Origin of the sequence: Mesorhizobium sp. WSM4884, from assembly GCF_029625675.1 — a bacterium.
Lineage (GTDB): Bacteria > Pseudomonadota > Alphaproteobacteria > Rhizobiales > Rhizobiaceae > Mesorhizobium.
Genome location: NZ_JARTVO010000002.1, coordinates 393151 through 406792, shown reverse-complemented (window position 1 = coordinate 406792; position 13642 = coordinate 393151). Strand labels below are relative to the sequence as shown.

The following is a 13642-nucleotide window of genomic DNA, read 5'->3' as shown; positions in this document are numbered from 1 at the left end:
CTCCGTGGAGAGCCGGCCGTCAGGGATAAGCTTGTTCTCTCTCGTCAGGCTTTCGAAGCCTTCTCGAGGAACAACTGCGACATGGCGGTGGGCTGCACGCCCGCCACGCCTTTCGCCGTCGCCGTCAGGTAGTCGTAGAAATAGCCGAAGATGACCGGCGTTTCCTCGAGCAGCAGCTTCTGGATCTTGCCGGCGGTGGCTTTCTGCGCCTCGAGGTCGAGGGCCGCGATATAGCTCGTCGCCAGCTGGTCGTAGTCCTTGTTCTTGAAATGCGCCGCATTCCAGGTGCCGTCGCTCTTCAGCGGCGCGGCGAGATAGACGTTCGGCACGCCGCGATGGCCGTAGTCGGTGATGCCCATCACCGAATCCAGCCAGTTCGACTTGCCGAACACGGCATCGCCGTAATAGGCGCCCTGGTCGAGGATGTTGAGCTCGAGCTCGATGCCGATCTCCTTGACCCAGTTCTGGATGAGCTGCGCGTATTCCGGGATTTCGAGATAGCGCTCGGTGGTCAGCGTCACCTTGAAGCCCTTGCCGGCGCCCGCCGCTTCCATCAGCTGCTTGGCCTGCGCGATATCCTGCTCGCGCTGCGGCACGCTGGCGTCGGTCGACGGATAGACGCCCGCGAACGGGCTGTCGTTGCCTTCCTGGGCGCGGCCCTTCATCAGGCCGGCGACGAGCTTCTTGCGGTCGATGCTGAGCGCAATCGCCCGGCGCACGCGCGGATCCTTGAACGGGTCGGCATCGCACTGCATGTGCAACTGCTGATGCGCCACCGACTTCAGGCTGATGATGGAGACGTTCGGATCATTGAGCAGGCCGACGCCGGCCAGCACCGGCATCTGGTTGATGATGTCGATCTGGCCGCCCTGCAGGGCAAGGATCTGGGCCTGCATGTCGGAGAAGAAGGTGAACTCGGTGCGTTCCGGCAAGGCCTTCTCGCCCCAGTAATCCTCGTTGCGCACGAAGGAGGCGCCGACCTTGGCGGTGTATTTTTCCAGCTTGAACGGACCCGTGCCGTCGAAGCTCTGTTCGTAGCCGCCCTTGTAGCTCGCCGGGATGATGACGGCGTTGTAGTTGTCGGACGACACCATGTAGGGGAAGTTGCCGTTCGGCGCGTCGAGGTGGAACTCGACGGTATAGTCGTCGACCTTCTTGGTCGCGCCCTTCTGCAGGATGCCGTTGAACACCGACAGCGCGTTGGACGAATTGGCGGGGTCGGCGAGACGGTCGATGCTGGCCACCACGTCGTCGGCCTTCATCTCGCCGCCGCTGTGGAACTTGACCCCCTTGCGCAGCTTGAAGGTCCACACCGTGCCGTCGGCATTGGGCTTCCAGCTTTCCGCTAGCGCCGGCTTGAGCACTAGGTCGGGACCGTCGATGCAGAGGAATTCAGCGACCTGCTGCAGCACCAGCAGACCGCCGGCGTCGGCGATGGTCACCGGATCGATCGCGGCGGACGGCACGTTGCTGCCGACGCGGATGGTGGCGCCGGGCGCCCCTTGCGCGCGGGCAAGCGAGGGCGCGGCGCCGAAGCCCGCCGCCATGCCGATGCGGCCGAGAAGCGGCAGCGACAGGCCGAGCAGGCTGCCGTGGCGGACGAAGTCGCGGCGACTGACGCGGCCGTCGATGAGGCCGTCGATGAGGTGATTTTCGAGCGGCGTGCGGTTGCGCCGGATGAGATCGAGAATGCGGTAGTTCTTGCTCATGGGTCTAAACCCTTCCCCAGTTCTTGTGGTTGGCGAGTGCATTCCGGTTGACGAATTCCGTGGAGTTCTCCTGTCCCGGCCGTCGTCAACAATTTCAGTTGGCCGAACTTAGCATGCAGTTTGGTCTGGTCCATCCGCTCCTTGAACCGGGAAGGTCAGATTTTCTTGATGCATGCCTTGTTCGGTCTTGCGGCCCAATCGAAATCGGGGCCGCTTCATCTACCCGGTCTGTCGCCTCCTTTCTTCACGTCCGCCCGGTGCAATGCGGCCGGCCTTCATCTCAGCCGATCTCGAAGAAGGGCTTGCCGAGCAGGTCGGGGTCGACGTCGATACCGAGGCCGGGCCCATCGGGAATGCCCATGCGGCTGCCCGTCACCGGCGGCTTGTTGGAAGCGGTGCGCACCGTCACCCATTCGTGGAAGGCGATGGCGTGCAGCCGGCGCTCCTCCGGCGTCGACAGCGACAGATGCGCCATGGCGGCCGTGTCGATCTCGGCGCCGCCGGTATCCTCAATAGTGATCATGAAACCGAGATCGACGGCGACGTCACGAATCAAGCGGGTTTGCGTCACGCCGCCCAGCCGCGAGATCTTCAGCGTCAATCCGTCGGCGGCACCTCGGCGATGGATTTCCAGCATCTCGCCCAGCGAGGTGACGGATTCGTCGAGCACCATCGGCTTGCCGAGCATGCGGCGCACCGACATGTTTTCCTCGATGGTCGTGCAGGGCTGCTCGAACGTATACTCGATGCCGCGTGTGGCGTCGGCGAACTGGCGCGCCTGGTAGGGCGTCCAGCCGGCATTGGCGTCGCAGAAGATCACCGTGCCCTTTGGCACAGCAGCGGCCACCGCGGTCACCCGCTCGATGTCGCCGCGCACATTGCCGCCGACCTTGACCTGCAGCCGGTGATAGCCTTCGGCGACGATCTTCTTGGCAAGCGCCGCCATCTGGTCGACCGTGCCATGCGTGACGACCCGGTAGAGCTCCGCCGTCTCGCTCTCGCGACCGCCGAGCATCGTCACCAGCGGAACGTCGGCCGCGCGCGCCGCCAGATCCCAGCAGGCCATGTCGAGCGCGGCTTTGACGTAGGGATGACCTTTGAACACCGTGTCCATCAGCCTGACGATGCCGGCCAGTCCGCGCGGATCGCGGCCGATGAGATGCGGCGCGATCTCAGGCACGCCCGCGCGCGTTCCCGCCGGAAACGCGGCCGAATAGAAATTGCCGAGCGGCGCCATCTCGCCCCAGCCGGTCACGCCGCTGTCGGAGGTGATGGCGACGATCACCGCATCGAAACAGTCGGCGACCCGTCCCTTCGACATGCGGTAGGGTCCGTCCACGAAGGGCTGCACGACATGATAGGCCTTGATGCTCTTGATCTGCACGTTGCTGTCCGTTATCCGCGAGTGGGTCAGTTCTTCGACGCGCGCCTTTCGAGGCCGCGCGCATAGGCAAGAAGCTCTTCGAAATCGCCGTCGATATGCTCGCGTGCATGCCGTTGGGCGGCACGCATGTCCAAGCCCTTGAGCAGCGCCACATAGGTTTCGTGCAGGTCCTCGGCCGGCACCGGCTCGTTGCGCGCGCGCTGATGCAGCGCGAAATACATCTGCAGCCGGCTGGTCAGCCGCTGCCAGGTTTCCAGCAGCACCGAATTGTCGGCCCATTCGTAGATCAGCCCGTGCAGCCGCAGCGCCGTCTCGATCTGGCGCGTGGTGTCGAGCGCCCGCGTCGCCTGCTTGACCGCTTCGTGGCGGCGGTCGAGCTCGTCGGAGAAACACTGGTCGCGCTGCGGCCAGGCGAGCTCGATGGCGAATTCTTCCAGCACCTTGTTGAGCGAATAGGCGTCGATGATGTCCTTGGCGGTGACGTCGATGACGAAGGTCCCGGCATAGGGGATGCTGGTGAGCACGCCTTCCTGCACCAGCTCGCGCATCGCCTCGCGCAGCGGCGCGCGGCTCACCCGCATCTGTTCGGAAATCCTGAGCTCGTTGAGCTTCTGCCCGGGCTCCAGCTGGCCCGTCAGGATGGCGCGCCTGAGCAGCGCGACGATCTCCGCCCTGCGCGTCGTATCCGCGATCGGACTGAAATCCAGCTTCGCCATATGTCCCTCCGGGTGAGCCGGCTGCAAGACAAGCAGATTGTCGACAATCCAACAAGAGGGCGGCGATCGATTTTTTGCTGATTGCGACGCGCAAAGAAAAAAACGGCGCCCTCGGCGTGGGAGCCGAGGACGCCGTCGGACCGGAACTGATGGGGGTTATCAGCTGGCCGGTTTCGGTTGCGGCAAGGGAGAAACCGGCATTCCGGGTCCGATCTTCTGCAGGTTGCCCGTGATCACTTGGTCGCTCTCGGAGATGCCGGAGGTGACGGAGATCAGGTCGCCGTCGGTCGGCCCGAGCGAGACCAGCTTCTGGTCCACGGTGTTGCCCTTGCCGAGGACATAGAGGTATTTGCCGAGCTGGCTGGAGCCCAGCGCCACCTGCGGCACCATCAGCGTGTTGGGCTGCTCCTTCACATGCAGCCGCACGCGCACATATTGGCCGGGCAGCAGCCTGAACTTGGCGTTGCCGATCGTGGCGCGGGCGGTGATCGTGCCGGTCGAATGGTCGATCGTGTTGTCGATGAAGGTGAGCTGGCCCTTCTGGCTCGGCTCGGTCTCGCCCGGCAGAAGCACGTCGACCGCGATCGGACCGGCCGCCTTCGCTTCCTCGATCTGGACCAGGTCGGTCTCGCTCGGATTGAAGGTGACGTAGATCGGGTCGAGCTGCACCAGCGTGTTGAGCACCGTGCCGGCGACGCTGACCAGCGTGCCGACCGAGGCCTGGTTGCGGCCGATGCGTCCCGGGAACGGCGCCTTGATTTCGGCATAGCCGAGATTGAGCTCGGCCGTTCGCACCGCCGCCTTGTCGAGCAGCAGCGCCGCTTCGGCTCCGCGCAAGGTGCTGGTGCGCTGGTCGAAACTGTCCTTGGCGAGATAGCCGCTCTTGGCGAGCTCGCTGCCGCGACCGAGGTTGGAGCGCGCATAGTCGAGCGTCGCCGTGTCGCGCTCGACCTGCGCCTTGGCCTGGTCAAGCGCTGCCTGATAGTCCTCGGGTGCTATCTTGTAGAGCAGGTCGCCCTGCTTGACGTCGCTGCCGTCCGCCGCGGTCTGCTCCTGCAGATAGCCCGGCACGCGCGCCTGCAGCGTGATGCTGCGGATCGGCTCGACGCGAGCGGCGTAGTCGAGATAGATCGGCAGCGTCTTCTTGACGACGTTCACCACCGGCACCGGCATGACGAAGGCCTTGGGCGCGGGCGCCGCGCCTGCCGTGCTGGCGTTGAGGCTGAGATTGCCCATGTCGAGCAGGTGGACGCTGGCCACCGAAATTGCGCCCAGCGCGACGGCCGTTCCTAAAGCGATTTTCCATTTGCGCATGTTGGTCTCCAATCCTATTCGGCCGCATCGGCGAGCCGCACTGGCTCGGCGGTCGGTTCAATCTCTTGTTGGTGCGGGGCATACTGATGCCCCGCGGCAGGTTCGTTCTCGCCGCCGCGCTCGCGCAGCTTCTCGATGACCGCGTAGAACACCGGCACGAAGACCAGCGACAGGATGGTCGCCGCCACCATGCCGCCAAAGACGGTGGTGCCGATCGACTGCCGGCTGGCGGCACCCGCGCCCGTCGCGAACATCAGCGGCAGCACGCCGAGGATGAAGGCAAAGGCCGTCATCAGGATCGGCCGCAGCCTCAGCCGCGCGGCCTCCATCGCCGCCTCGACGATGGTCAGGCCCTCCTCGCGCCGGCGCCTGGCGAACTCGACGATCAGGATCGCGTTCTTCGCCGCCAGGCCGATCAGCATGACGAAGCCGATCTGCGAGTAGACGTCGATCTGCATGCCGCGCAGCAAAAGCACGACGAAGGCGCCGAACAGAGCGAGCGGGACGGCAAGCAGCACCATGAAAGGCATGGCGAAGCTTTCATATTGCGCCGCCAGGATCAGGAAGACGAAGACGATCGCCAGCCCGAACACGACCGAGGCGATCGAGCCCGCCTTGAGCTCCTGATAGGTGATGCCGGTCCACTCGTAGCCGAAGTCCCGCGGCAGCACGTTTGCCGCCGCCCGCTCCATCGCCGCCACCGCCTGTCCGGACGAGAAACCTGGAGCGGCGCCGCCGTTGATGAGGGCCGACGCGTTGTTGTTGTAATGCGGCACGGTCTCGGGACCGACGATCGGCACCAGCTTGCCCAGCGTGCTCAGCGGCACCATGCCGCCCGACGCGTTGCGCACATAGAGCCGCGAGATGTCGTTCGCATTTCCGCGCGCGTCCTTGTCGGCCTGGATGGTCACACGGAAGGTGCGGCCGAACAGGTTGAAGTCGTTGACGTACAGCGAGCCGAGATAGATCTGCAGCGTGTTGAACACGTCCGGCAGGTTGAGGCCGAGAAGCTTCGCCTTGCTGCGGTCGAGGTCGTAGTTGAACTGCGGCGTCGAGGTCGAGAAGGACGAGAACAGCTGCTGCGGATTGAGCTCCGGTTGCTTGCGCGCCTCGGCGATCAGCGCCTGCGTGACCTCGTTGAGCGCGGCGCTGCCGCGTCCGGAGAGGTCTTCCACCTGGAACTCGAAGCCGCCGGTGGTGCCGAGGCCCGGGATCGAGGGCGGATCGAAGGACAGAGCGAAGGCTTCCGGTATCTGCAGCAACTTGTTGCGCACGTCAGCGACCAGCTTCGAGGCGTTCTGGTCGGGGCCGCGCTCGTCCCAAGGCTTCAGGATGGCAAATTCCACCGCCGAGTTCGACTGCGCGGCGCTGGTCAGGAAGTTCAGGCCGCTGATCGAGCCGACGATGTCGACGCCGGGCGTGTTCTGCAGGATGTCGCGCGCCTTCTGCGCCACCGCGTCGGTGCGCTCCAGTGACGCGCCGTCCGGCAACTGGATGACGACGAAGAAATAGCCCTGGTCCTCGACGGGGAGGAAGGTCGAGGGCAGCTTCTGCCAGACGAAATAGGTCGCGACCAGGCCGGCCGCGAACAGGCCGAGCATGGCCCAGCGCAGCCTGATCAGGATGCGCACGCCGCGCGCATAGGCATGCGACAGCCAGTCGAAGCCGGCATTGAACCAGCGGAACAGGAAGAACTGCGTCTCGCCGCGATGGCGCAGGAACGCGGCGCTCAGCGCCGGGCTCAGCGTCAGCGAGTTGAAGGCCGAGATGCCGACCGAGATCGCCACCGTCAGCGCGAACTGGTTGTAGAGCCGCCCCGAGACGCCGGGAATGAAGGCGACCGGGATGAACACCGCCCCGAGCACCGCGGTGGTGGCGATGATCGGTCCGGTCACCTCGGCCATCGCCGCGCGCGTCGCGGCGAGCGGCGCGAGGCCGGCTTCGAGCTGTCGCTCGACATTCTCGACCACGACGATGGCGTCGTCGACGACGAGGCCGATCGCCAGCACCATGCCGAGCAGGGACAGCATGTTGAGCGAGAAGCCCAGCATGTACATCACCGCCAGCGTCGCGATCAGCGATACGGGAATGGCGATGGTCGGGATGATGGTGGTGCGCCAGCTCTGCAGGAAGATGAAGACCACCGCCACGACCAGCACCAGCGCCTCGCCGAGCGTGATCAGCACGTCATGCATCGAGGCCGAGACGAAGCGCGTCGTGTCGTAGTGCATGGCGTAGCTGACGCCCTTCGGGAAGCGCTGCGAAAGCTCCTGCATCTTGTCCTTGACCCGCTGCTGCAGGTCGAGCGCGTTGGAGCCGGGCATCTGGTAGACGGCGAGCACCACGGTCGGGTCCTTGCCGAAGAAGGCGGACGACGAATATTGCAGTGCTCCGAGCTCGATGCGGGCGACGTCGCGCAGCCGCACCAGCGAGCCGTTCTGCGAATTAGCGCGCACGACGATGTCGCCGAATTCCTTCGGGTCGCTCAGGCGGCCGACCGCGTTGACCTGCATCTCGAAAGCGGTGCCGGCCGGCGCCGGCGACTGGCCGATCTTGCCGGCCGCCACCTGCACATTCTGCTCGGAGATGGCGTTCTGCACGTCGACGGCGGTGATACCGAGATTGGCCAGCTTGTCCGGATCGAGCCAGACGCGCATCGAATAGCGGCGCTCGCCGAAGATCTGCACGTCGCCGACGCCGGGCAGCCGCTTCAGCGGATCGACCACTTGCAGATAGGCGAGATTGCTCAGCGCCACGGGATCGACCGAGCCGTCCGGCGATGTGAGGTCGACGATGAGGACGAAGTTCGGGTTCTGCTTCTTGATCGTCACGCCGCCCTGGTTGACGATGGCCGGCAGGGAGGATGCGGCCTGCGAGACGCGGTTCTGCACGTCGACGGCCGCCGTGCTCAGCGGGTAGCCGACATCGAAGGTGATGGTGATGGTCGAAGAGCCGTCATTCGAGCTCGTCGACGACATGTAGGTCATGCCCTGCACGCCGTTGATCTGCTGCTCGAGCGGCGTGGTGACCGTATCGGCCACGACTTGCGCGCTGGCGCCGGGATAATGAGCGCTGACCACCACTTGCGGGGGCGTGATGTCGGGGAACTGCGAGACCGGCAGCAGAAAATAGGCGATCGCGCCGGCGAGCACCATGATGATGGCGATCGCCGACGCAAAGATCGGGCGGTGGATGAAGAATTTCACCATGACGCGGATGCCTCGCCGAATGGTTTTGCAAAATGGCGCAGGCGCCGGGACCGGCCGGAGCCGGAGTCTTGCAGGAAGGACGGCAGCACACCGTCCGGCGCCTGGTCTGCCGCGCGCGAGCGCAGCATCCGTTCGAAGGCTTTGGGATCGATCCCGTCAGCCTTCATCACCAGCCGGATCATCGGATCCCGGATGGCTTCGTCGATCGTCAGGTCTTTGCGCTTTTGCATAGGAGTAGCTCCTTGCTTGCGGCTCGCATCGCATGATCACGAACCGTTTTCTCAATTTCACCGGCCGAAGCCGCATGACGGGCAGAGTTCTGTCCCCATCTCGCTCTGGCAGGGCCTATCGGTGAAACCCTTGTCGTTGACGCGGAGCGATATAGGTGTTACCAGTAAGTAACATCTGGAAGTTACAGATCGGTAACACCCTAGTCAAGAGGTGTGCCGGGGTTTTTTGGAAACGAAAGGAGAGCATGATGACAGACGGCGTCGTGGAGCGCTCCCGCCCACGGGATCGGATCCTCGAGACGGCGCAGGACATGTTCCACAAGCACGGCATCAAAGGTGTGGGCGTCGACGCCATCACCGAGGCTGCCGGCACCAACAAGATGACGCTCTATCGTCACTTCGAATCCAAGGACGAGTTGATCATCGAATGCCTGCGCGCCACCGCGGCGAAGGCTTCAAGGATATGGGACGAATTCGAGGCCAAGCACCCGGGCGACAAGCTCGCACAGCTGCATGCTTGGGTTCACAAGGCTTCGGAACTGCTCAGCGCCGACAGCCGCGGCTGCGATATGGCCAACGCCGCCGTCGAGCTCAGCGAGAGCAATCACCCGGCCAGGCGCGTCATCAAGGAACTGAAGGAAGCCCAGCGCGAAAAGCTGGTTGCGCTGTGCCGCGACGCCGGCATCGGCCAGGCCGAGCTGCTCGCCGACACGCTGTCGCTGCTGCTCGAAGGCGCGCGTGTCTCGATGCAGAGCGTCGGCGCCGAGGGCCCGAGCGCGCAGTTCGTGCGCATGGCCGAGAGCCTGATCGCTTCGTTCCGGGCGCGCTGATCCCGCTTTCCTCGAGTGGGCAAAGAAAAAGCCCGCTGCCGGGAGGAGGAGGCAGCGGGCTTCGATTTCGAATACGGCACGGGAGGAGGTGTACCGCATTCATCGTCGGTGTCTGGGAGGAGGAAGACATCCGACATGCTGTTAATTACAAGTTGCCTAACGATTCGGCAACCGCAAAACGTGCATAGCTGGTGTGCAGAATTGCCGCACCACCCGCCAATCCTCCGACAAATCGGGAAAAAGCCGGCTTGCTTCGGCGCGCTAACTTATTGAAGCGGCACGTTTTCCTTGAAGATCAGCCGCGGCTCGATGAATTTCTTCGTCAGATACGGCGCCGATGAAGCGATCGAGCCGAGCAGCCGGATCACCGCTTGCTCGGCGATCAATCGCGCATTCTGGTCGATAACGACGTCGGCTAGGTCATCGACGAGATAGCGTCGCGTTTCCTTCGTCAGGTCATGGCAGATGAACACCGGCTTCTTGCGCGGCTTGGTTTCGAGCAATGCCTTCGCCACGCCCGAGCGTCCGGCGCCGACGCAATAGATGCCGAGCAGCTCCGGTTCGTTGTGCAGCGCCTTCATGGTCGCGCGGTAGCTGGCATCCGGCTCGTCATTGATCTCGACGGCGCTCGAGACGGTAAGATCGGGAAACTCTTCGGCGAGCACCGAGCGGAAACCCATCTCGCGCTCCTCATGGCCGCGATAGGAGCGCGAGCCGACCACCATCGCCAGATGTCCGGTCCTGCCGCCGAGGAAGCGGCCCATCAACAGCGCCGCCGTGCGCCCGGCGACCCGGTTGTCGATGCCGACATAGGCCGAGCGAGGTGCTGCCGGCACGTCGGAGACCAGCGTCACCAGCCGGATGCCGGCCTCGACCAGCTCGCGCAAAATGTTGCGCGTGCGCGGATGGTCGACGGCGATGACGCCGACGCCGTTGGCCTTGAGCGAGAGGTTCTCGATCGCGCCCTGCAGCGCGCCGGGCGAGATGCCGGCAAGGTTGTGGATGCGGCAGGACGCGACCAGCGGCAGCCGCGCGGCATAGTCTTCGATATGATGGGCAAGGTCGGCCATGAAGGCGTTGCTGCCGATCGGCAGGAAGAATTCGAGATGCGCCGGCTTCGACGGCAGCACCACCTGGTCGAGCGTCGGCAGATAGCCGAGCTGCTTTGCCGCCTCCATCACGCGCTGGCGGTTGGCGGCGCTTGCGCCCGGCCGATTGTTGAGAACCCGGTCGACTGTCGCGGTCGACAGGCCGCAGCTTCTGGCGATGTCGGCGACGGTGGCTTTCATGGGTGCAGTCATAGGATGGAATGCGAGCCCCTGTTAGGCCAAATCAACGCCAGGCCAAATCAGCCATGCGGCTGCGGGCCGTCGGAAATCGCGTCGCGGATCTCCTTGTCCGACATGCCGGTGATGATGCGCTCGACCTCCGCGACCGTGGTCTTCTTCGGATCGATGTCGTCCGCCACCACCTTGCCGCGCCGCATCACCACGATGCGATCGACCACCTGGAAGACGTGATGGATGTTGTGGGCGATGAAGATGCAGGAGTGACCGGAATCGCGCGCGCTGCGCACGAAGCTCAATACGCCTTGCGTCTCGGCGACGCCGAGATTGTTCGTCGGCTCGTCGAGGATAATGAGGTCGCTGTCGAAATGCATGGCGCGCGCGATCGCCACCGCTTGCCGCTCGCCGCCGGAGAGCGAGCCGATCGGCGTCGTTGGCGGGATGTTCTTCGAGATGCCGACCTGTTTCAGCAGGTCACGCGCCACCGAATTCATCGCCTCCTGGTCCATGCGGTTCAAAAAGCGCGGCGGCTTGATCGGCTCGCGACCGAGGAACAGGTTGCGGGCGATCGACAGCTGCGTGACGAGTGCCGAGTCCTGGTAGATCGTCTCGATGCCTTCGGCGATGGCGTCGCTGGTGCTGCGGAAGTTCACCTTCTTGCCGCGCACGAAGATGTCGCCGCTGGTCAGCGGCACCGCGCCCGACAGCACCTTGATCAGCGTCGACTTGCCGGCGCCGTTGTCGCCGAGCAGGCCGACGATCTCCCTTTCGTTGACGCGGAAGTTGGCGTCCACCAGCGCCTGCACGCGCCCATAGGACTTGCGGATGTTCGTCATGCGGATGAGGGGTTCGGCCATGGTTCACGTCCCTGCCTGGTGCCGGCGTTCGAGCCATGAATGCAGCGCCATCATGCCGAGGATGATCGCGCCGATGAAGATGTTGTAGGCGAGCCCCGGCACGCCGATCAGCACGATGCCGTTGCGCATGACGCGCAGGATCAGGATGCCGAGCACCGTGCCGACTATGGTGCCGCGCCCACCGGTCAGCGCCGTGCCGCCGATCACCACCATGGCGATGACCTCGAGCTCGTAGCCGGTGCCGCTGTTGGGGTTGGCGGCCGAAGTGCGCAGCGAGGAGATAACGCCGGCGAGCGAAGCCATCACCGCCGACAGGATGAATAGGCCGATCTTGACGCGGTTGACGTTGACGCCGCGCGCACGCGCCGCATTCGGGTTGCCGCCCGCAGCCTGGATCCAGTTGCCGGTACGGCTTTGCGTCAGCACGTAGCCGAGCAGGATCGCAGCGCCGATGAACCAGAACAGCGATGCATAGATGCGGAACGGCCCGATGTAGAAGTCTCCGACCAGGATGTCCGCGAGCCAGCTGCCTTCGGCGCTCCAGGTACGTTGCGGAAAGCCGTCGGTGACGAAGAGCGCCGTGCCGCGCACCACCAGAAGCATGCCGAGCGTGACCAGGAAGGACGGGATCTTGAGCTGGGTGACGAACCAGCCATTGACCAGCCCGATCAAGGCCGCGACCGCCAGCGCGATGACGAAACCCATCTCCAGCGAGGTGACGCCGCCGTTGAAAAGCGTCCACATCAGCACCGGCGAGAAGCCGAACAGCGAGCCGACCGAGAGGTCGAACTCGCCCGATGTCATCAACAGCGTCATCGCCAGCGCGATCAGGCCGAGCTCGACGGTGAAGGCGAGGATGTTGGAGATGTTCTGCGGCGACAGGAAATCCGGGTTGATGACCCAGAAGACGACGAGTTCGACGATGAGCAGCACGAGCGGACCGAATTCCGGCCGCGCGATGAAACCTTGGATGAAGGAACGGTTTTCCATTGCGCCCGCGACGTGAATGAACTTGGCTGAAGCCCGCGCGGCGGCAGGCTCGGCGAAAGGAATGGCCGTGGCCGGCAGGAGCGGCCACGGCCATTGTCGCGGATTATTTGCCGGACAGGATCTTGTCGTAGACGCCGGCTGTGTCCTTCTCATAGAGCGCGCCGGTGATGACGTTGAAGCCTGGAGGAATGCCCGCGGATGCCATCGCCGCCATCGACAGCGCGATATAGCTGGTCGCCTGCGGATCCTGCCACTGCGCGGCGTTGACATAGCCGTTCAGCACTTCCTGCGTGGTGTCGAGCGAGTTGCCCCAGCCGACGACCGGGATCTCGCCCGGCTTGACGCCGACCTGGTCGAACACGCGTTTGACCGAGCCGGTGACGAGGTCGCCGAGGCCGATCATGGCCTTCACCTTGCCTTTGTGGGCGGTGAGGTAGTCGACCATGCGGTTGATCACTTCGGCCTGGTCGAGCGTCGCTTCGGTCACTTCATAGGTGATGCCGAGCGGTTCGAACACGCTCTTGATGCCTTCCTCTTCCTGCACGCCATAGGTGGCGCCGGGCACCTCGACGGGCATCCACACGAAATCGCCCTTCTTCACCAAGCCCTTGTCGACCAGATACTGAGCCCAATGCTTGCCGAACGTGACGTTGTCGCCGCCGACATAGGCGTTGAAGTTCGCCTTCGGATCGGGCGTGTTGAAGTTGATGATCGGGATGTTGGCCGCGCGCGCTTCCTTGACGATCTCGACGAGGCTGCCCGGATCGGGGCTGGTGGTGACGATGCCGTCGGCCTTGGCCGAGATGGCGGCGCGCACCGCCTCCTGCTGCGAGGCGACGTCGCCATTGTGGAACGAGGTGTTCACCTTGTTGCCGGTATCGGTCGCCCATTGCTTGGCGCCGGCCAGGAAGTAGGTCCAGACCGGATCGGCCGGACCGCCATGCGAAATCCAGTAGAAGGTCTTGGCCTCTGCCATCGCCGGAATGGCGATGGCAGCGATCAAGCCAAGCACGAGCAGTCTCAGCCTCGAAAGCATTCGATTTCCTCCCATGTTGAAATTCATCTCCACATCAGGCGCGATACGATCCGCGAGGATCGCATCTCCTGCCCGCGCCGA

Annotated in this window: 11 protein-coding genes; 1 reads left to right on the top strand and 10 read right to left on the bottom strand. The window is 64.3% G+C overall.

Translation table 11 applies throughout. The features are described from left to right. Positions 1 to 44: 44 nt before the first annotated feature. From P9236_RS04595 to P9236_RS04570, 6 genes are all read right to left on the bottom strand, one after another. A complete protein-coding gene (locus P9236_RS04595; protein WP_278073407.1) occupies positions 45 to 1709 on the bottom strand; it encodes an ABC transporter substrate-binding protein in 1665 nt (554 codons plus the stop codon). A gap of 280 nt (positions 1710 to 1989) precedes the next feature. Then, the gene (locus P9236_RS04590; protein ID WP_278073406.1) at positions 1990 to 3093 is read right to left on the bottom strand and encodes a mandelate racemase/muconate lactonizing enzyme family protein; all 1104 of its coding nucleotides are present in this window, start codon (positions 3091 to 3093) and stop codon (positions 1990 to 1992) included. 26 nt (positions 3094 to 3119) lie between these two features. Beyond that, positions 3120 to 3809, bottom strand: coding sequence for a GntR family transcriptional regulator (locus P9236_RS04585; RefSeq protein ID WP_278073405.1), 690 nt, complete (start codon positions 3807 to 3809; stop codon positions 3120 to 3122). 159 nt (positions 3810 to 3968) lie between these two features. Next, positions 3969 to 5123, bottom strand: coding sequence for an efflux RND transporter periplasmic adaptor subunit (locus P9236_RS04580; protein ID WP_278073404.1), 1155 nt, complete (start codon positions 5121 to 5123; stop codon positions 3969 to 3971). Between the two features lie 14 nt (positions 5124 to 5137). Beyond that, positions 5138 to 8332, bottom strand: a complete 3195-nt coding sequence (locus P9236_RS04575; RefSeq protein ID WP_278073403.1) for a multidrug efflux RND transporter permease subunit — start codon at positions 8330 to 8332, stop codon at positions 5138 to 5140. Continuing rightward, a complete protein-coding gene (locus P9236_RS04570; protein ID WP_278073402.1) occupies positions 8326 to 8562 on the bottom strand; it encodes a hypothetical protein in 237 nt (78 codons plus the stop codon). Before P9236_RS04570 ends, P9236_RS04575 begins: the two co-directional genes overlap by 7 nt. A gap of 248 nt (positions 8563 to 8810) precedes the next feature. Here P9236_RS04570 and P9236_RS04565 point away from each other — a divergent pair, with 248 nt between their 5' ends. Further along, complete coding sequence (locus P9236_RS04565; RefSeq protein ID WP_278073401.1) at positions 8811 to 9392, top strand: TetR/AcrR family transcriptional regulator; 582 nt, start codon at positions 8811 to 8813, stop codon at positions 9390 to 9392. Positions 9393 to 9658: 266 nt separating this feature from the next. On the opposite strand, the gene P9236_RS04560 is transcribed toward P9236_RS04565, so the two are convergent. The 4 genes from P9236_RS04560 to P9236_RS04545 all read right to left on the bottom strand — a co-directional run bounded on the left by P9236_RS04560 (position 9659) and on the right by P9236_RS04545 (position 13561). Then, a complete protein-coding gene (locus tag P9236_RS04560; protein ID WP_278073400.1) occupies positions 9659 to 10681 on the bottom strand; it encodes a LacI family DNA-binding transcriptional regulator in 1023 nt (340 codons plus the stop codon). Positions 10682 to 10740: 59 nt separating this feature from the next. After that, the gene (locus P9236_RS04555) at positions 10741 to 11535 is read right to left on the bottom strand and encodes an ATP-binding cassette domain-containing protein (protein WP_278073399.1); all 795 of its coding nucleotides are present in this window, start codon (positions 11533 to 11535) and stop codon (positions 10741 to 10743) included. 3 nt (positions 11536 to 11538) lie between these two features. Continuing rightward, positions 11539 to 12525 carry an ABC transporter permease gene (locus P9236_RS04550; protein ID WP_278073398.1) on the bottom strand — a complete coding sequence of 329 codons (987 nt, stop codon included), beginning with the start codon at positions 12523 to 12525 and terminating at the stop codon, positions 11539 to 11541. Between the two features lie 103 nt (positions 12526 to 12628). Further along, positions 12629 to 13561: a substrate-binding domain-containing protein gene (locus P9236_RS04545; RefSeq protein ID WP_278073397.1), complete on the bottom strand. Its 933-nt coding sequence runs from the start codon at positions 13559 to 13561 to the stop codon at positions 12629 to 12631. Positions 13562 to 13642 lie beyond the last annotated feature (81 nt).

Bases quoted from the DNA above. Each gene is read 5' to 3' on its own strand.
- P9236_RS04545 (WP_278073397.1), bottom strand. From the start codon at position 13,561: ATGCTTTCGAGGCTGAGACTGCTCGTGCTTGGCTTGATCGCTGCCATC.
- P9236_RS04550 (WP_278073398.1), bottom strand. From the start codon at position 12,525: ATGGAAAACCGTTCCTTCATCCAAGGTTTCATCGCGCGGCCGGAATTC.
- P9236_RS04585 (WP_278073405.1), bottom strand. From the start codon at position 3,809: ATGGCGAAGCTGGATTTCAGTCCGATCGCGGATACGACGCGCAGGGCG.
- P9236_RS04555 (WP_278073399.1), bottom strand. From the start codon at position 11,535: ATGGCCGAACCCCTCATCCGCATGACGAACATCCGCAAGTCCTATGGG.
- P9236_RS04565 (WP_278073401.1), top strand. From the start codon at position 8,811: ATGACAGACGGCGTCGTGGAGCGCTCCCGCCCACGGGATCGGATCCTC.
- P9236_RS04570 (WP_278073402.1), bottom strand. From the start codon at position 8,562: ATGCAAAAGCGCAAAGACCTGACGATCGACGAAGCCATCCGGGATCCG.
- P9236_RS04580 (WP_278073404.1), bottom strand. From the start codon at position 5,123: ATGCGCAAATGGAAAATCGCTTTAGGAACGGCCGTCGCGCTGGGCGCA.
- P9236_RS04560 (WP_278073400.1), bottom strand. From the start codon at position 10,681: ATGAAAGCCACCGTCGCCGACATCGCCAGAAGCTGCGGCCTGTCGACC.
- P9236_RS04595 (WP_278073407.1), bottom strand. From the start codon at position 1,709: ATGAGCAAGAACTACCGCATTCTCGATCTCATCCGGCGCAACCGCACG.
- P9236_RS04575 (WP_278073403.1), bottom strand. From the start codon at position 8,332: ATGGTGAAATTCTTCATCCACCGCCCGATCTTTGCGTCGGCGATCGCC.